We start from the raw sequence: 19476 nt of genomic DNA on the forward strand, positions 1-19476 counted from the left end.
GCTAATAAACACTCACTTGTGCCACCTCACTCCAACGCGTGGTGTAGGCGGGTGATTTCAGTTCTGCGCGCATATCCCAGGGTTTGGAATACCCCTCAGCCGCTAGGCGAATCGTGCTTCGACCATACTTTTGATTAATTTTATCCAGCACACCCATTAACTGTTCGGTATGGTGTACACGCTCCTCCGTAGGTTGATGAAACATATCCAATTGGCGCGGGTTTTTGGGAATTAAGTCCTCCAGACAGACGCCTGCTTTCTTATAGTAATAGCCGGATCTAAAAATACGGCGCAAACAGCGTTTGGCAATTTTGGTAATGAGGCGTAAATCATCGGTGGCATTCACCAAGCGAAACTCCATGGCTTGAAAATGTTGCGCCAAATCCTCGCGAAAGCGATTGGTGTGTACAAACACATACAGACGCTGGGCCACTAATCCTTGACTGCGCATTTTTTCCACCGCACGGGCACAATGACTGCTCACCGATTGCGCCACCGCACTTAATTCGGTTTGCATCTGCCCAAAACTTTTAGACGACATAATGTTTTGTTTGGGCTCGACCTCTTCAAGCCCGCCGCAGGCAATGCCTTGCAGCTCCATCACGGTGCGCATCAGCACCACATTAAAACTTTTTTTCATCTGATGCGGATTGGCACTGGCCAAATCATGCGCCGTATAAATACCGCGAGCCATTAACTTCTTTTCCCATTGTCGCCCTACCCCCCAAACATCCCCTACAGCGATTTGCTTTAATAAGGACTCACGATGCGGTGTGATATTAAACACCGACGTTTTCAACACCTTCTTACAACAATGATTGGCCACTTTCGCCAGCGTTTTCGTAGGTCCTATGCCAATTGAGGTGGGAATCCCCGTGTGCTTTAGAATTTTCTTTTGCAACATCGTACAAAAAGCATCATGCTCGGTGGCAGGCATGCTGCTTAAATCCAAAAACGCTTCATCAATGGAATAAACCTCCACGTGCGGCCAGCTTTCCTCAATCGTGCACATCACCCGATGGCTGATGTTGCCATAGAGGGTGTAGTTTGAGGAAAAGGCTTTAACGCCATGCTGGATGCATAAGCCCTTTATTTTAAAATATGGTTCTCCCATCGCAATGCCTAAAGCCTTCGCCTCATTGGAGCGCGCAATACAGCAGCCATCATTGTTCGATAAAACAACAATTGGTGTGGTTTTTAAGTCAGGACGAAACAACCGCTCACAACTGGCGTAAAAATTATTGCAATCAATAAGGGCAAACATACTACGCAGGCTCATGAAGAACGAGGGTAACCACACCCCAAATCACCACGTCACTCTCCTCGGTGATGTCGATGGGGTTGAATTTGGTGTTTGCGGGAAGCAGTTGCACCCGTCCCTTTTGTTTAGACAAGCGCTTCACCGTGAGCTCCCCATTAATGGCAGCAATGACGATGCGTCCGTCAGTGGCCTCAATACTGCGGTCCACTAACAGCAAATCGCCGGAAAAAATCCCTGCATCCACCATGGAGTCGCCTGTGGCTTGGACGACAAAGGTCGCAGCAGGATGTTTAATAAACTGCGTATTCAAATCAAGATAGCCCTCTATGTAATCATCCGCCGGTGAGGGAAACCCGGCTTGGACTTTACTTGAAAACACGGGGAGCTGATAATTAGGCCCTTCTTTCAAGCGTTCAATTTGTGCCACTAGGGAGACGGGAACACGTACCGTTTTTGTCGGCTCACCTTTTGGGCGCCCAGCGCCCGCTCGTACTCCACCTTTTGCCATAATCTGCGCTCTCTTTTGATTTTCGTTACAACTATCATAGGCAGAGAAAAATAAACTGTAAAGCCCACTGGATGCGGTTTGGAGGCTCAAAAGCGCTTAAGCCTTCGAGAATATTAGAAAAAAAATTTTTACCTTTTTTTATTTCGGTAAGGGCTCTACCGCTAAAGGATGGTCAAAGTCGGCTTTATTCATTAGGGTCGTCACACGATACCCCTCCAAATCGTCATAAGGATAGGGTTTTAATAAAGCCAATAACTCCTCTTTAGGACAGTGTGAGTTATCAAGCCAAAGGCCTTGCGCCTGCTCATCCAAAATCACCGGCATTCGATGATGCACCGGCTCCATCAATGAATTGGCATCGGTGGTAATAAGGCAACAGGAATGAATCACCTCATCTTGAGCGTGCCAGGTATCCCAAAGGGCGGCTACCGCAAGCAAGTCGTGATTTTTTTTACGAAAATAATAGGGTTGTTTTACTCCATACTCCTCATGCCATTCATAAAAACCGCTCATGGGCATAAGACACCGTTTGGATTTCATGGCATTGCGAAAGGCGGGCTTCTCAAAAAGAGTCTCGGCACGCGCGTTAATCAAACTGCCAATTTTTTTCCTGTCGGTTGCCCAAGAAGGGATCAGCCCCCAATGCAAGATCACACTTTGTACTTCCTCCGCACTGGTTTTAACCAGGCATACCACATCAGCCCCGGGAGCAATATTAAAGCGCGGTGTGATTTCAACCGAATTGGATAAACGAAATTGGTACTTTAGCTTCTCATAAGAAGCCACATAAGCAAATCGACCGCACATGGCACGCTCTTTAAGAACAATTCTACGTACAGTATAGACGTGCTTCGACTCTCCCCACCAAAAGCCTCAACAGAATTTGTTCTCGATCGCCATACATGGTATTGTTCGCCTGAAATTCTAGGGCCACAGGGTCTTAACTTCAGAACAATGACCTGCGCCACGCATACGACATGGCCAGTATCTTAATAGGAACTTTTAAAAATAAGCAAAAAAACCTCTATTTAGGAAAGAAAACAGGTGATTAAAAAATTATTTTTACTCTTTTTAATGTGTTTTATTCAAAACCCAAGTGCCTTTGCCGAATTAAGCAAAAAGGGAATTAATGAATTATTTCAACAGAAACTGGAGGAGTTGAAAACTACGATGAAGAATAATTCAGCGTGCAAGACTGCTTTAGAACCAATGGTGGAACAAATAGAACGTAATCATCAGCTTTTCCTTTTGGATCAACCAATCCAAGCAACACTTAACAACCTACGCGCCCTCACGAAACTAGTCACTAATAATAAGCCTATTGACTGTGCTCGTGAAATTCTACAAATAGATCTAGGGACCTCTTATATGGGGTATTATCTTGAGTCTACCTCTCAAAATGCTCCTGAACTATCCTATCCAAGCCTAACACCTGCGGAAAAAAGGAAATTCATTTCAGCAATTACTTCCATAAATGATAAAGTGTCTACCCTGTGCAGTGAAGTAAAATGCGATTCAAGTTCTCGAATTAAAACAATTCCAGAATATGCTTCTAAAATTTATGAAGCAATTCAGCCCTCTAACCCGAGTTATCAACATTATGTAGAGATACTCTTAGGTACAAGCAGGATTAAAGAAATTATTTCTATTAACTATAGAAGAAAATTTCCAGACCAACGGTATTATAAGACTTTTTCTTATGTATTGAATAATATGGATGTTTTATTCGATGTCCCTAGAAAGTATCTTTTGGATTTAAGTACGCCGCGTGATTTTCGTAACGTCTATGCGTCTCAATACTTTTTTTATCTTGCGAATTATAATAATTTTTACGATGATAGTTATTGGTATCTTAATTCCTACAGTAAGTATTATTTAGCTGCCGCTATATATCATACTCCAAGGGGGTTGGTTTGGGCGGTAAATAAATTACATGACCAACGCCTAATAAATTGGTCAAAAATTCCCGATAAAGCTGCCGAGCAAGGCACCAATATCTGGGTCGATGAGTTCACCAATAGCGCCATTGAATTACTACAGGATTATTGTGCGGAACAGGGCGAGCCGTGTAATTAATTTTCTAGTTCGAATCGTTATAAAACTCACCCCAAAAGGGTGAGTTCAATTACTTAACCAATAGCATCTACTGCGCCTAACTGGACTGATAAAATAAATCCGATGATAGCGCTTCACCATTAACTCATAAGGACACTGCATAAAGCAGACTCGGCAAAGGTTTTGGCCTATGCCGATTTAAGTTTATTTTGAGACTCTGAAGCTTTTTTGCTCCATTGAGAAATATAAGGATTAGAGTACCCCTCAATTTGTGCGACCTGCTTTGCCCATTGATATTCCCATGACGTAGGTGGAAACTGCTTATTCCACGCAAGGAATAATTGCTCTTGTTGTTTGCTTAATGAAAGATGGTAATGCTCCGACATGAAAAGGTAGGCTCGGGCAACTACTCCTTTCGCTGCATCGGCGGGCTCTACCCTGCGCGTGGACTTATCAATTTTAATCGCGCAGCCAAAATAATTGTCTTGCGTCGGCACAATCCCAAACCGGTAATTGGAGCGTGCTTGATTGATTAATCCCACCTCAGGCCATAAGTTATAGAGCTCCGCTTCCACATGCCGAAACTGGGCATCCACTTTTTCACAACACTTACGCCCTTTAAAGGCTTTGCCATGGGAGTCTGTACACATGGGGGTACGCCAACACGCAAAGTGCTGGCTGAAATGTTCCACAGCCATTACATGCTCTACCTCAATGCGATGCGCCCTTTTTTTTATCTCGGCCTCACCCATACCACACGAGTCCAGATTCACAGTTTTATTCTGAAAAGTGCAGCCGCAATAAATCGTTTGCGGATGATTCTGAAATAATTGCTGGACTATTTTTTTAGACTGAGCAAATGAACTGGGGGAATCAGCCCATAAACAATGACAGAGAAACAATAAGCCATAAAGAAAAAAGCGCATCCCAACTCCTGCAAAAAATAAGGAGCTGAAGTGTACTGATTCCAACATTTAAAGCAATAGGCAAAGTGCTGTCCTCCACGAAGCAGTTCCAGGTTTTTCTTCGCCTAAAATGGGTACCTAGTTGATTTCACGGTGTGATTGATTAGTTAAGCGTAAAGACTATGGTTATTGGAATGAAACATAGAGGGGAATACTGCGGTTATCATGCTCGACAGGCTTAACACACTCCTCTGTTGCAATTGCTGGTAATTAAGAATATGCGGCTCAGGATGTGGATTGTAATTATAAAAATTTAAACTTTTAAAATTCACAATTCACCTCCCAGCATCGAAGCGTACCCTTTAGGAGCCCAAGGCGAACCTAAAGGGCAGCATAATATAATATTATTTTCTAAATTGGAAAAAGCATCTTTCCAAAAAAGAGTATTCTATATTTTGTCCTCCTTGCATAGAATTAACTCACCGACAACAGTGAGCTACATGAATAAGGGAACTATGAGTTTGCCTTAGAACTTCTTAAACAATCATTAAGATCGAACTCATCACAACCTTCTGAATCATCGTACTGAGATTTACCACAGGAAATCTATTAATGCATTTATCACTCAAAAACAAACCAATTGAGCAAATAATCTCCGAACTCAAACAATTAAAAGCTACTGGAATACTCATCTTGATTTGTCCAGTAATGAGCTTGGCTACACGAGTGGAGAAGAACTAATCGCCATGTTAAGCGTCCCTCAAAGATTCTGGCATCACCCATCTTGATTTGAGATGGAATCTCCTTGGGCGAAAAACTGCGGAAGAGCTGGTAGCCATACTGAACTCCAAGAGCAAAATAAGAATTTACCTGTGAAGCTACAGGAATTTACGCAGCAGCATTTTAAATAAGGTAGATAATCGATGTTAACAAGCAATCCAATATATCTCCAAATAAAACTATTAAAACAAAAATATCTAGCTCTTCCTTGGTATAAGCGTTTTTGGTTTAGTTTGTGGTCTTATGAATTGTCTCGTGCGTTATCAGAGGTTGATTCTACGAACCCCACTGTAGAGCAAGTTATTCGGTTATTGTCCCAATCAACTAAAGCCTGGTTCTTTAGTTCTATTTTTGGACTACTCGAAGAATTTCAACAAGCAACTCAATGGGTTTTAACAAGTAACTTTATCCCTTCTAATAAAACAAAGCCAGGTAAGTTAAGCCTTTCAAGCAATAGTGTCAAACATTTAAATCTTAATTTGAATGAGAAGTGTAAGATAATAGATTTTCTAGAGGTTGCTCAAGCCTACCTTACTGCCCCAGTTGAAGAATTTATTCGATTAAATATAAACAATAAAAAGCTAACAGTGCTTTATAGTTCGATTAACACGTTACCAGTCCATGAGACGGCTGAAATATTTTCAATATTGAACGATAAACTGAAAAATTCCAGTGTTTCCAATGCTATTGGTTATATCCTTGACCTCTTATCTAAAGGTAAAGTCGGAACTTTAATTTCTGCGGAGAATATTTTATCTTTATGCGATGAGATCATCGACTGTAAACCGAGAGAATACATACATCCTATTACTGCCTTATATTATCTGGCAGACAAGGGCTTATTGACTCAATCTCGATTAAATTTGCTTAGAACTCACGACAACCAGCAAGATATTTGTAATGTCATTCGTTTTTCTTATTTGCATAACGTACTGAATGAACACATTTTTCTGAAGATTATAAGTTGTAATAGCCCGGAAAATTTGCATCTTTTTTTTCATTGCTTTCGTTTCATACGGCACCGCATAGAAGGATGGGCGCCCGATAGATATTTGCGGGCGGATCAGTTTATCGCCATATTAACTCCTGATAATCCGCATCATTACCTGCTAAGCGATGAGGCCCTTAACACAGTCCGCCCAATGAACTACTCAGGGGGCAGTCATTGGAATGAGGAAATTTGGGGTCGTATATATAATTGTTGCGACCTGCCAAATCGAAGTCAATTACTTCGAGCCTATGTGAATGTCATAACTTATAAAGTAAAGCGAGAGCGTGTGTTTCTTCGATCACATTTGAGTAATGCAGAAAATATCTTTTATGATGAAAAATACGTTAGTTTTTATAACTGTGAGATTAGCAAATATCATTTAGATAAATGTGTATTTAACCAAGAAACTGCTGAGGAGTTACTTCTTTTACTGTGGGAATCGTTAGTTGCAGGTATCGAGTTTGTTAGTACACGAACTTTACTGGCTTTAAGCGAGCACGTTAAGCCAAAAATTATGGCCAATCTGGAGGCTTCACCCTATGGGACTAATCTTGCTTTTCTCAAAGCTCTCCTTACCAATCATCAACATCCATTAACATTTATTCTTAATAATGGTAGAAATTTTTCTGTGAATGATACACCCGAAATAAAAAAAATTAGAGAAAATGCTCGCTTTCTTGTCAATGCCCGAAGGGTTTTGTTTTTTGCACAATCCTTAGAGACACCAATGGATAATACCTCATTTATTAATATACCTCTTGAAATTAGAGAAAAGATTTTTTCAGCTATTTCATCAGATTTTCGCCCTGATGAAACCTCTTCTTTAGCTTGCCCATAATTGGGTTTGTAACCCTTCCTTAAAATAGTTGTACTTCCGATTAAAGTTCTCCAGTTAAACTATCTAGAGGGGCGCCGTCAATTAATTTTTAATCACCTGCTGGGGCGCAGAGCACCCTAGCACTCATGGGGTGCGTCAGGAGTCTCTTTGCTGTCGCCCTAGGCCGATACACCAAACCAGCCCAGCAACGAAGAAGTCAATTTCAATCGGCCAAAGATATTTGGAATCACGCTGCTATTGAGCTGAAATTCAAAAGTTAACTTGGCGGGGCCATTGCAAATGGCCATCATAACTCTAAAGAAAACCATGTAGCCCATAAAAATTATTTTTCCAGGTTTTTTTAACTTTATTTCTTGATATTAAGTCATAGCCCTTTGAACTATAACGCTTTTTCACTGTGGATAATTTAGCCCTCTTCTATCCTCCATTCCAACTCCATCCACTTTATTTTTAAATGTTCCCAAGAATTCACAAGCCTTCTCCAGTTTTTTGGTTCATTTAGTGTTGAAAAAGTTATCCCCAATTTTTGTGGATAACTCTGTGAGTAGACTTGTAGAACCCCTTTTAAATAAAGACTGAAGCGGCGTGCACTAATTTAATCAATTCAACCTCCCTTGTTTTTTCCACTTAAAACGCAGCATAATGTCACGCCAATATCGCACAAGGAAGCCCCAAAGTGAGCCAATTCTCATTTACATCCACATTAATCCACGACAATCAATCTCAAGAGGTTGTTGTTTCTGTGACGCATCGATTGCATAAAAAAAGCACCCAACGTCGTCTAAATCAGGATAGCAGGTTTGGTAGTCTTTTTATTACCGCAATCCAGGCCGGTGATACGGCGTTATCATTCGCCTCTTTGAACATCGAAGATCAAATTCGACTTCGCCATGAAAGCTGGGACTACTTAATCGCGCATCACAGCGTTTCAGCGGCTTCTTTTTGACGGCGCTTTTGTTGTTTTAAAATAAAGATTTCTTCGCGATCCACGCTAATGCCTTTAGGGGCCTCAATGCCAAATTTAATATTGCCCTGCTCTTGGGTCATAAAGGGGATAAGCACGATGCGTTGATTATTTTTGGTGAGAATAAGCTTTTCTTCAAATGCTACTTTGGTGATTTCCATTTGGGTTCTCGCGTTTATTTAGTTTCCATGAGGGAGGTGATTTTAGCGAACTCCACATCAATCAGCAATCTGAAAAGAGGTGACCCAATTTAAGACCGATTTCGCAGCTCCTTGTACTGTAAATAGGGTCATTCCATCCTGCGTCAAGAGCCACTATTCAATCGCATTGTTCTAATTAATGTCTATAATTAACATATACTTTTCATGGAATGAAGCCTTATGTTAACCAATAATTTTTCTGAAATTATTCAGGTTATTAAAGACAAGCTTGAATCACAATCCATCCATATGCTTTCCCTTGATGAAATTGGGAACATCAGCCTAATGCTTCGCGGATATCTTGGCTTAATACAAAATGGCTTTACGACACGAGATGATTCCAGCAGTGCTTCAGAACGGCATGTTAAGTCGCTCATGGCTATTTTAAGTCAACTTACCCTAATCCAGGAGCACAAACTAAAGCAGACCATTAAGTCGTTACTCGACACCTTAATTGCCGAACTCAATGCTTTTCTTCGACACGTTGGGACATTACCCTTAAACAATAATCCGGTTACGCTTCTGAATGAATCCAAAGAATCGCTGCATGCCCAACTGCTAAACCACATTAAAAACCCTACTGAGGGCTGCCTTGAACTCATGCGTACCGCATACACGGTAACCGAATCCATGAAAAAGCAACTCACCCAATTAAACGAAGAAGTACCCTTGACTGAAACCTCCTATTTGGAACAGCAACTCGATGGGATAATCATGTCCTACCTGAAACACATGCTCCACAGCTACACATTGGAAAAAGAGAATCAACACAGTCATGCGTTTATTGCCCAAGCCCAAATTGGCGATTATTTAATTCACTGTGATTACCTGTACTAAGGAGGGTTGAATGAATCAACATTTGAGCTGGGATGATGTATTTGGTGTAGCACCCCAAGAAGAACGCCGTAGTTCCCATTCCTTAGTTGAAAGCAGTTTAGTCCCCCCACCAACCCGCACCCAGGCGAATGAGCAATTAAAAAGCACCCTGGGCCAGCGCTTATTTGAGAACCTAAAACAGACCCATAAACGAATGCATGCCAAGGGCACCCCTTCCTGGGAAAAAAAACAGTTAAAAGCCAGTTGGGATTTTTATGTGAGCCTTGCCAAACAGGATTTAGGTCTTTTAGAAGACAGCCAACTGCTTTTAGCCTCCACCAAATCCATTCTCTATCGTCTGCATCCGACACAGATTCAGCAATTTAATACGCTCTTTGCCGCCCTTGAAATACTCATTAGGAACTATGCCGGAAAGATGAACAAACTACGCCTTTGCGTGCGCATTAAAACCAATGCCTTAGCCGAAAACATACTTATCGGTGCACTCCACCACAAAGTGCTCCACTTCATACAAACCGGCGCCTTACAAAACGCAGCCCTGATGTTATTAGGGTATCATCACCGCTACTCACAAGAACAAACAGCCTTACTCGATGCTGCCGGCAACCAGCTCACCGGTGATGATGCCGAAGACTTTAGAGCACTCTTGCATCGACGCCTCCATGCACCAAGCACCCTATCCCCCGATTGGATTGACTACACTCAAGAGCCCACCAATCGTTTTTTAGCAAACCCATCCCTTCATCCAACCCCCAAAAACATGCTGTTCTTTTTGCACGAGCATTTAGAAGAGCTGGTTCGCACCAGAAATAATCTGTGTGAGGTCCAAACAAAACAGCAATTGTCCCAACTGATTGAGGCATTTAATGCGCTGATAGACTCCATTGCACAAACTCACGCATCAATTGACCCCACACGTCCCCGCTAACGGGCAACTTTTTTAAGCGCTGGACCGCTTAATTCGCGCTCGTACGCCTGAGGCAGAAAGCCTGCAAGCACCTCATCAGAAACCCCGATGTGGGTTTTGAGAAACACCTTAAGGCATCGAAGTACAGGCTCTGAATTGTTTTGGCTCGCAGCACGCGCCAAAAGCATTCGGCAATAGAAGTATTTATTGCCAAATAATTGATAAGCCATGGCTTTAGCAATAAAACCATACCCCTGGACGATGCAGCTTAATAATAAATCGAGCTTGGTATTTAGGGTGAGTTGTGAGGGCTCTAAAAATAAAGACTTGGAATTAAAAATAAGGGCTTCTTCATCCTGAACACGCGTGTGACGCTCAAGTCCTAGTCTGGCGTATCCTTCTTTTTGAACTTGGAAAATCTTCTTCGTCTCTACCTCATCACAGCAACTTAATAAAAACTCCAGCACCTCCAAATGTTCGTTAGTTATTGCCTCGCGAAGTACCGCTTCATCACGCCGGATTAAATCAAGATGCAGTTTCGGTGCGGCGTGAATAATGCAGCGGATTAAATGCAGGTTACCGTTTCTAACCGCGGCGCGAAAAATGAGAGAATCATTGGCGAGGAACAACTCAGTCCATTGGTGCGGCACCCAATTGATTAAGTGATTAAATAAAATGCTGTTTTGGGAATACAGGGCCACATCCGAAAGAAGCTCGCTAAAACATAAAATCAGGGGAAACTGCGGGATTGCCTGAGTAAAGAGACGCAAAGACTCCGTATCGCAGTTCCTTTTTACCAATTCATAAGTGGCACGAAATTTATCGTGTTCCAATCGACTCCACAACGAAGACGCATACTCCTTAATAAGGTATTCCAAAATACTACGATGCTTATACCGTACTGCGCAGGATAAAAGGGCGTATTCGGGTGCAAAAATGAGGGGTTCTTTAAACTTAGGGTGTAACGATAAAAGATATTTTAGGGTTCGAACATCATTAATAACCTGGGCGTGGAAGCGCAAATATGCTGGAGTGCGTTTAAGAAGGATTGGCCCTTATCGGCCAACAGCCATTGCGACTCACCGCCGGAAATTTTGCCCACAAGCCATTTCACCAAGGCTGCATCTTGGGTGGAACAGGCATTCGTTAATGCCTCAAAATTATTGGAGCGAATCATCCAACGCGCAGCCTGAGGGTGGCTTTCGAGCAAATAGCGAATCACTGCGGTTCGCTTAAATAACACCGCCCTGCGAAAAGCATAAAATTGAGAACTGCTTATCATCTCATGGTGGCAATGGGGAAATTGAGCCGCTAAGAAGTGAAGGACACGCACCTGCCCTCGCTCAGCAGCCTTGCGGTAGGGCGCATACTGTTCGGCGCAATTCATTTGCTCCCGACGAAGGGGAAAACAGCGCAGTAAACGAGCCATCATGCCAATGGCGCCGCATTGAGCCGCGCCTATAAAGGCGTCCGCTAGCCGAACGGTTAAGGCAGCGCACTCCTTAGTCGAAATTAATTTAAATAAGTGATTAAAAATGCGTACATGCCCATGTTCTGCTGCCAAATACAGCAGCTCATAATCCTTCGCGGCGACAAGCTCCTGAAGCTCTCCAGTAGCAAAACCCTGGGTTAACTCACCGAATAGCTTCAGATGCCCCTTTTTTACCACCACATGGAGGAGTTGATACTGGTTCGCACGAACCACCTCGGCCTGTTGATGGAACCCTAGGGAAAAGAAATAGCGCAGCAGGTGGCTATTTCCAGAGTATGCGGCGTTTAGGTAGGCTTTATAGTGTTGGGTGCGTAACAGGTATTCAGTCGTCTGCGGCCATAAGGCCAAAAGATAATGCACCAACCGCTCGTTTTTTTGATAAATGGCTCGATGAACCAGTTTAAATTTAATCGCGGCCGGAAGTGTGTCAAACCCACCGGCGTTTCGTGATAGTAGGTATTCCATAAGCCTGGTGTTTAAATTCGTTCGCGCACAGCACCAGGTAAGGACCTCATACCCGTTGGCCTGGATAATTTCCCCAACCACTCCGGTGTATTTAGAGAAAATAAAATCGACTACCTTCATGGAACTAAATCGCACGGCAGAACGCATCAAGCGAAACGTGTTAAACTGCATGAAATAATTAAATTCGTGCGCGTACTTATGCGCCATGAGGCGCAGGATGTCTAATCGATTGGTAAGGCAGCTTGCCATGAACCCATGATAAATACTGTCAAAGGATGCATCAAGGTAAGTTAAAAATTCGTGCGGCTTGGTTTTTGGATGGGCATACAAAAAACAGAGGTACACCGTATCAAATCGCCATTGGGTGGAGGAAAACCGAATCGTCTTGGGCCTCGACTTCATTAATCGAATTTCATGCGGGGTTATTTGTTTCTGAAACACACCTCTCCAAATCCGCAAAGGGATTAATGACGCCTGAGGGTGGTTGGCGCGTTGTGATTCCGTTAGAAAATCCATCGTTATCCTTAAAGCAACGTCTATCTATAGTTTAGACTATGAAGCGCATACCAAGGTGAATTTTGAAGAGCTTAAAAAAGGGATGTTTTTCCACGGCATCAATAAAAAAGCCTTTAAGAAGCATCCTTCTTAAAGGCTTGGAACTAGGAATTAATTACAGTTTCTTTGAGGGGTCGCTAAGACGTGTGTCGAGATCTTCGAGAATGCGTGCATCTTTCGCCATGCCTTCATGAAAAATGCCTACTTTTTTCCTTAAATATTCCTGCTCAATACTCGCTTTTTTAGCTTCTAAATCAGAAACCTTGGTACTACGACTATAAAACGAGTTGGGGTTATCCATCATACTTTGAGCATGTGTTTCACTTTTTTCTTTAAGCCATCCTCTAATGTTTGTGTCCTCCTTGCGAACCAACACATTAAGTTGCTTGCCTCCACCAAAATCACCCATTTTACCGGTGGGCTCCCCTTTGGCCTGATCCAGTTTCGTAAGTAAAGTCGCATCATCTTGCGCCAGCGCATGAAGAATGGTTGCATCACGCAACAAGGCAATCATGTCTCCCAGAGCAACGACTTGATCTTTAAACTCTTTACATAAAGCAGAATTTGGATGGCGCTTTTCTTCACGAGCCAAAACTCGTTTGGTGCGTGCCAATGATTCGTTGGCCAACTGAAACGTTAATTCACCATCAATTTCGATGAGCGCAGGATTTATATTATTGCGACTGCTAAGCACCAACTTGAGCAAATCAAAACGCCCGGCTTCGATTATGGCACCAATATTGGTATCAATTGTGCCTTTAATGGCTTTTTGGGTAAAATCGAATTTGGGGCTGGTAACCATGTATTCAAGGAGTGCTTGACGGTCATCACCTGGGCGACTTCCTGTAAGTGCCTGTTGTAATAATGGGAATTGAGTTCCTTCGAGGGTTGTATTGACCAGATCCGGGTCTTGTATAAATAAATCAATGACTTCATTGTATTTTTTTTCGAAAAAGGCATTGAGTACATCAGCAGGCTTAGGCATTTTCTCTCCTTAATAAAACCTTAATAATAGTAAAAATTGCACAGTATATACTAATTCTTCCCTAAATTTGAATATTTTTTTTTCACCTTAGCGAGAATGTAGCCGATTCTTCGTGTTCATGACGTACTTGGTTCTCCAAAGCGTCTTGAGCTTCTATAACTCGATCCAATGTTGATTTGGCCTTAGGAATAATTTCTTGAGATTCGTTGATCAAATCGTACAAATCATCAATTCGATCATTGGATTCGTTGGGATTATTGGCAATCTCTTCAATTAAGCTTCTGATTTCTTGCAGTTGATCTATTTGCTCAGCGGAAAGCGTGGACGTATCAATCTGTGCGAGCTGCTCTGAAATTGAGTTTAAAATATCAATCCCCGGATTAACCTCCTCCATCACCTGATTTTTGTCATCCAGGTGTTCACGCAGCTCCATATTTTGTGCTTTAAACAGACGTACTTTTTCGATGGTGGAATTTTGCGCCAAGGAACTGTCCTGTGATGGGACTTGCGAAGCACCCTGGTCATCGAGTACTTCCGCATGGCCTAACTCAGAATCCTCAGCTAACTCTGGAGCCTCCACTTCAGGGCCTATGGCGTTTGTTACGTGGCTTGTTATTTGGTCTTGGACCCCATGATTTTGGTGCTGATGTTTGCTTTTGGGGGTATCAGACACAACCATGCTTTCTAAATGCTCAGTGGCCGGGATAATTTTATTGGCCAAAGAGGCAGGCATTAGTGGCGCGAGTTCTTTAAGTGATTGAGTAATGTCACTGAGTACTTCCTGATAACGCTCACCGCTTGTAGCTGAGGCCAACTGCTTTCGTGACTCGTTTATTTTGTCTTTTAGCTGGACTAATTTGTCCTTTTCGACCTCAGAGAGCTCAGATAAGTCCATACTGTCTATAGCGTCTACTATCTGTTTTAATTCGTCATTGACTTCTTTTTTTGAGGAAGTACGGCATTCTTTAATTTTTGCGGAAAGCTCGGAACGGGCGCGTTCGTAATCCACATCCAGTGCGTTGACCTTGGCTTTAACTAGGAGTTGATTGTCCTGCAGCCTATCCCTTGCCTCTTTAAAATAATCATTTTTAGGAAATTTATGGATGCAACGTAGAATATCATCCTGCATTTTTTTGCGATGCAGTACACAATCACGTTCCAATTGTTCAACCTTATTGGCATCCAACTCACCCCTGGCGTTATGTAGATTTCTGGAAAACACCTCCCTTCGCCTCTGGTGAAGGTCATTTTTTATGGTAAGTGCTTCTTGGTGCTCAGGACTTCCTTTGTCTAACTGTTCTAACAAATTATCCATTACCTTAATGTCTTCATCCATGGCCTGTTGGTAGACCGCAACTTTTTGTTGGTGATAATTCGTAGTGATTCGTTTTAATTCATTTTCATAATGTTGCCATTTTCGCAAATTCGACCAATTGGGATCGGGCTCATCCCAAGTGAAGGCAGCTGGGGGAACCGATAAAACAGAGGGGGCTGGTCTGTCTACCGTTGGGCTTTTAGCAACAAATTGGTTGTTTTGATTTAATTGCTGTTGCTGATACTGATGGCGTAAATCATCAACAAAGTGGACCCATTTTTCTTTTGGACTGGACATCTCTTCAAATAATTTATTGAGCAAGTAATATTGCTGGGTTATTTTTAAGAAAAACACCAGATCATTGTTGCATAACTCAATGAAATTTTCATAAGCCACTTTATTTTGAAATTCTCGATCACGAATGGTTTTATTCGCATGAATGACTTCTCGGATAGAGCTCGCCAAAAAATGCAAATGAGGAATGCGCTCAAGCTCTTCTAAAGCCCAAGGCTCTCCCATAGGACGAATTTCATTATGTTCCATCTGTTCAGATTGAGGTACTGCCATTTTTTCATTCCAAAGATCCTTCTTATGGAATTATAGAACAAAATAATCAATCTGATTAAAAATACATCAAGCACACCGCTTAATGGCATACCCCCCCTCTTTTTCAATCTCATTTTCAAGTCGTAGCTGTTCCTCGTATAGGAAATTGAGCTCAGCTCTTAATTTATTGATTTGCTCACGAATTAATGAAATGTGCTCTTCGCTTGTTTGTTGATAGATACTTTGAGTGAGTTCTTCAATTAAACTGCCTTTTTCGATTATTTGACTTTCAACCTGCTCTAAAACTGATTGGAATGGAGATCTCCTGAGATCATTAGGCCGTTTTATTTCGCACTCCTTTTTATTTTGCCATTGTCTCTCTCTAATCTCTTGTTTATCTTTAAAGTTTTTCCCAAGGTAAAAGTGATTAAAGAAGCCCTTAGGTGTTCGCCAATTGTTGTTCCTAATAATTTTAGAAAGAATATCGTTTCGATGTTTAAAATCAGTTACCTTTGGTAAACAAAAATCAGTATTAATTAAGGAGAATAAATATTCCGCTACAACCTGCTCTGGAGCAGAGAATTGCTTTTTATGCTCAAAAGTTAAGTTAAAAAAAGTGCCTAGTATTAATTTCTTAATTTCTTCAGGAATTTCTTCCTTGATATGTGTGGCTACATATTTTTGAATAATTTCATATTGATTGATAAGCCTATTAAGAGCGGTGTTATCCACACCTCCAAATGAATTTTTAAATTTAATATTATTACTAAGTGATTTATAAAGATCTCTTATATATGATCCCCTTAAAATAAGGTTTTCAATCCCCTCGATTTTATTTATTTTTATACAACTTGAGTGGAGTTGTTCGTCATTTAAGGAGGCCATTATAGTTTCATTAGCTGAATTTTCTGAAATCTTGGGTTGTTGACAAATATCATTCTTGTCGGAAGATTGATTATATTTTAGTAACCTCAATAATTTTTCGGTCACTGATATATATGATCCTTTTTTTACTTCGAATACGTTATTTTCATTGGTTCTAGAATAAAGAGCCTGACGTCTTTCAATTAATCCATCATGTTCTAATTGTTTGAGATAGGATTGAAGAGTGCTAAGAGCTATACCTGTATCTTCTACTATCTCTGCTTGCGATTTCATAAACCATTTTTTATTTGAATTTTTTAATTTATAAGTGCTAGCTTGCCATCCAAAAAGGATGTAATCCATAAGGTGAGCCTTTCTGGCACATGGTATAATTTTAATGAGATGTTTGTATTTTGAATGAAAAATCGAACAAAGATTCCCCATAGATAATATCCTTATCTTATTGTTTTTTTTGGGGAACAAAGCTAGAATAAATTTGCGTAAAAAATCTTTTTCAAAAGATAGATTGAATTCTAGTTTTGTTCTGCACTAGGATTTAATGGGTTATAAATAGTCTGCCAACTGTTTATAGCCCTTTTTTTAGGTTATTTCATTACCACTCCATTAAGATCATGAGACTCTTTTTTCTCTGAGATCAGATGATTATATGTATATTTTTTGAATTTAAATTTTCCCAAAAAATAAGTCAACCCTTGTTCTTACTGCATTTTCTTCAATATAGACCCTATAAGAGACACACTTATTTTTACCAAGCTTAACTATAAAAGACACATTGCTTTTTTGGATTTAGTTTGAATGGAGACACAAATATCAAAGTAGGGAGTCTCAAAAGTGTTATAAATAAAGTTCTGTTTGCCCTATCAAACTATCTAAAAGAGACACAACTGGGATTATTAATAAAAATATAAAGGGACACAATTCTAATAAAAATTTTAGAAGTTAAAGAGACACATTAAATTAATGAAAAAGATTAAAAAAAAATATAAATATTTATTTATCGATTGATTGGATTTGGAGTCCATCAACAATATTTTGCAAAAACCATAAAAATCGTTGACTGCGTATATTATTGTTTATATATTTGATTCTATAATTTTATATTGATGGAATATTATGAAAACAATAAGCACAAAAGATTTTTCATCCCTAATTAACGTCTCTCCTCACCTTATATATAAAATCATAAAGGAGTATTCGCTGCCAGTTGTCCCAGTAGGCAATAAAAATGCATTACCCCCAGATACGGTTAGAAAAATTCTAGAGCTTAGAGGATTTTCCTTTAAGAAGAAATTAAGTGAGCCACTTATTATAAATGTTTTTGGGATGAAAGGAGGTATTGGCAAGACATCTATAGCTACGGCATTCGCTGAGGGCTCAAGTAGGCTTGGATTCAAAGTTTTAGCTATCGATCTTGATATGCAAGCCAATTTAACCCAGTCTTTCAATATGAAACGTCATGGGCAACCAGTCCTTTATCATGCAATTATAGGTGACAAGAAAATTTCAGAAGTCATCATTCCTGTAACTCCCAATTTACATTTATTACCATCCTCCTTGGATAACTCCCAGATGGAACATGTCCTAAACTCAAAACAAACAATTAATATAACTAACTATTTTGATGAAATGTTAGAGCCTATTAAAAATGAGTATGATTTGATTGTTATTGACTGCCCTCCTTCCATTCATAAGATTACTGTTTGTGCCTCTTGTTTTGCTACAGAAAATTTAATACCTATAAATGCAGATATTGACTCTTTCGATGGTGTTGTAATGACCGTTTCTGAAATAGAAAAAATTGAACGTTCATTTAAAAACCTCTCCATGAAAATTAACTATAAAATTATTTTTAACAAATATGATGCCCGTGAAAAGTTGAGCCTTAATATTATGGGATCCATTAGTGAGCGCCAAAATCTTAAAGAAAATTTACTACCCATAGTTATTAGAACAAATACTGCTTTCAAAAACACAAAAGCAGACGGTGAGTACATTTTTGATGCCAATAAATCTACTGCAAAAGAAGATTGCTTTACCTTAATTGCCGAGCTGACAGGGCTATCAAATTTTGTCGCAAAAGGTAAGGGCTCTGTAATAAAAGAAACTGAAGATGCGTTTATTTAATATATATACATAGGAATTTAATATGAAGCTGGAAGACATGCTGAATCAGCAAGCTAAACGAGGGATGAAACAGCAGAAAATTAAAGCTAAAATGCAATCCTATGATGATTATATTAAGGATGATTCATCTCCTAGGCCGTACAACACACCTAATGTGGTTGATTTGAAAACTGATGGAAGAAACGATAAAACCTCTGCCGTTGAGCCTAAATTACCTATAGAAATCACTCACCTGGGAATAGATATACTTTCATCAGGCACTGAGCCCTATCAGAAAAGAGACACAAGTGTCGCGTCGAGATCGGAATCTATAAGAGATACAGAGTCACGGCCTGAGCCCTATCAGAAAAGTGACACTGCATCTGTTCTAGGCGCTGAAATTATAAGAGACACAAGTAATGTATCGATCTCAGAACCCATAAGAGACACAGAGGCACGACCAGAGCCTCATCATAAAAGGGACACAACCTCTGTTCTAGGAGCTGAAATAATAAGAGACACAAGTAATGTATCGATCTCAGAATCCATAAGAGACACAGGGGCACGGCATGAGCTTCATCATAAAAGGGACACAACCTCTATTCTAGGTGCTGAAATAATAAGAGACACAAATAATGTATCGATCTCAGAACCCATAAGAGACACAGAGGCACGACCAGAGCCTCATCATAAAAGGGACACAACCTCTGTTCTAGGAGCTGAAATAATAAGAGACACAAATGATGTATCGATCTCAGAACCCATAAGAGACACAGAGGCACGACCAGAGCCTCATCATAAAAGGGACACAACCTCTGTTCTAGGAGCTGAAATAATAAGAGACACAAGTAATGTATCGATCTCAGAATCCATAAGAGACACAG

The 19476-nt window shown here is 40.6% G+C and carries 17 protein-coding genes; 7 read left to right on the forward strand and 10 right to left on the reverse strand.

All coding sequences use genetic code 11. From position 1 onward, the window contains the following. Window position 1: 1 nt before the first annotated feature. The 3 genes from BN3124_RS00645 to BN3124_RS00655 all read right to left on the reverse strand — a co-directional run bounded on the left by BN3124_RS00645 (window position 2) and on the right by BN3124_RS00655 (window position 2576). The gene (locus tag BN3124_RS00645) at window positions 2-1279 is read right to left on the reverse strand and encodes a Y-family DNA polymerase (RefSeq protein ID WP_058532948.1); all 1278 of its coding nucleotides are present in this window, start codon (window positions 1277-1279) and stop codon (window positions 2-4) included. After that, window positions 1266-1769: a LexA family protein gene (locus tag BN3124_RS00650; protein ID WP_058532991.1), complete on the reverse strand. Its 504-nt coding sequence runs from the start codon at window positions 1767-1769 to the stop codon at window positions 1266-1268. The genes BN3124_RS00645 and BN3124_RS00650 overlap by 14 nt, the downstream gene beginning before the upstream one ends. Before the next feature lie 138 nt (window positions 1770-1907). Continuing rightward, window positions 1908-2576, reverse strand: a complete 669-nt coding sequence (locus BN3124_RS00655) for an SOS response-associated peptidase (RefSeq protein ID WP_058532949.1) — start codon at window positions 2574-2576, stop codon at window positions 1908-1910. A 237-nt stretch (window positions 2577-2813) separates the two neighbouring features. Here BN3124_RS00655 and BN3124_RS00660 point away from each other — a divergent pair, with 237 nt between their 5' ends. After that, a complete protein-coding gene (locus tag BN3124_RS00660) occupies window positions 2814-3845 on the forward strand; it encodes a hypothetical protein (RefSeq protein WP_058532950.1) in 1032 nt (343 codons plus the stop codon). Window positions 3846-4012: 167 nt separating this feature from the next. Here BN3124_RS00660 and BN3124_RS00665 read toward each other — a convergent pair whose 3' ends face one another. Next, window positions 4013-4750 carry an endonuclease gene (locus BN3124_RS00665; RefSeq protein WP_058532951.1) on the reverse strand — a complete coding sequence of 246 codons (738 nt, stop codon included), beginning with the start codon at window positions 4748-4750 and terminating at the stop codon, window positions 4013-4015. Window positions 4751-5652: 902 nt separating this feature from the next. On the opposite strand from BN3124_RS00665, the gene BN3124_RS00670 reads away from it, so the two are divergent. After that, window positions 5653-7338: a hypothetical protein gene (locus BN3124_RS00670; RefSeq protein ID WP_058532952.1), complete on the forward strand. Its 1686-nt coding sequence runs from the start codon at window positions 5653-5655 to the stop codon at window positions 7336-7338. 676 nt (window positions 7339-8014) lie between these two features. Beyond that, window positions 8015-8284: a hypothetical protein gene (locus BN3124_RS00675; protein ID WP_058532953.1), complete on the forward strand. Its 270-nt coding sequence runs from the start codon at window positions 8015-8017 to the stop codon at window positions 8282-8284. On the opposite strand, the gene BN3124_RS00680 is transcribed toward BN3124_RS00675, so the two are convergent. Then, the gene (locus tag BN3124_RS00680) at window positions 8257-8463 is read right to left on the reverse strand and encodes a carbon storage regulator (RefSeq protein WP_058532954.1); all 207 of its coding nucleotides are present in this window, start codon (window positions 8461-8463) and stop codon (window positions 8257-8259) included. The genes BN3124_RS00675 and BN3124_RS00680 overlap by 28 nt on opposite strands. 219 nt (window positions 8464-8682) lie before the next feature. Between BN3124_RS00680 and BN3124_RS00685 the strand changes: the two genes are divergently transcribed. Next, window positions 8683-9339: a hypothetical protein gene (locus BN3124_RS00685; RefSeq protein WP_058532955.1), complete on the forward strand. Its 657-nt coding sequence runs from the start codon at window positions 8683-8685 to the stop codon at window positions 9337-9339. A 10-nt stretch (window positions 9340-9349) separates the two neighbouring features. Continuing rightward, window positions 9350-10267 carry a hypothetical protein gene (locus BN3124_RS00690; RefSeq protein ID WP_058532956.1) on the forward strand — a complete coding sequence of 306 codons (918 nt, stop codon included), beginning with the start codon at window positions 9350-9352 and terminating at the stop codon, window positions 10265-10267. On the opposite strand, the gene BN3124_RS00695 is transcribed toward BN3124_RS00690, so the two are convergent. From BN3124_RS00695 to BN3124_RS00715, 5 genes are all read right to left on the reverse strand, one after another. Further along, on the reverse strand, window positions 10264-11079 hold the full coding sequence (locus tag BN3124_RS00695; protein WP_058532957.1) for a hypothetical protein: 816 nt from the start codon (window positions 11077-11079) through the stop codon (window positions 10264-10266). The genes BN3124_RS00690 and BN3124_RS00695 overlap by 4 nt on opposite strands. Window positions 11080-11225: 146 nt before the next feature. After that, entirely contained in the window at window positions 11226-12719 is a 1494-nt protein-coding gene (locus BN3124_RS00700) for a hypothetical protein (RefSeq protein WP_058532958.1), read from the reverse strand. 154 nt (window positions 12720-12873) lie between these two features. Next, window positions 12874-13743: a hypothetical protein gene (locus tag BN3124_RS00705; RefSeq protein WP_058532959.1), complete on the reverse strand. Its 870-nt coding sequence runs from the start codon at window positions 13741-13743 to the stop codon at window positions 12874-12876. An 82-nt stretch (window positions 13744-13825) separates the two neighbouring features. Then, entirely contained in the window at window positions 13826-15625 is a 1800-nt protein-coding gene (locus BN3124_RS00710) for a hypothetical protein (protein WP_058532960.1), read from the reverse strand. A gap of 66 nt (window positions 15626-15691) precedes the next feature. Continuing rightward, on the reverse strand, window positions 15692-16831 hold the full coding sequence (locus BN3124_RS00715; RefSeq protein WP_230849026.1) for a winged helix-turn-helix domain-containing protein: 1140 nt from the start codon (window positions 16829-16831) through the stop codon (window positions 15692-15694). Between the two features lie 771 nt (window positions 16832-17602). Here BN3124_RS00715 and BN3124_RS00720 point away from each other — a divergent pair. Next, window positions 17603-18613 (forward strand): ParA family protein, encoded by a 1011-nt coding sequence (locus BN3124_RS00720; protein WP_058532962.1) that lies wholly within the window; start codon window positions 17603-17605, stop codon window positions 18611-18613. Window positions 18614-18635: 22 nt separating this feature from the next. Next, a partial coding sequence (locus BN3124_RS17125; RefSeq protein WP_058532963.1) for a hypothetical protein occupies window positions 18636-19476 on the forward strand: 841 nt, incomplete at its 3' end.

This window comes from Legionella saoudiensis, from assembly GCF_001465875.1.
Classification (GTDB): Bacteria; Pseudomonadota; Gammaproteobacteria; order Legionellales; family Legionellaceae; genus Legionella; species Legionella saoudiensis.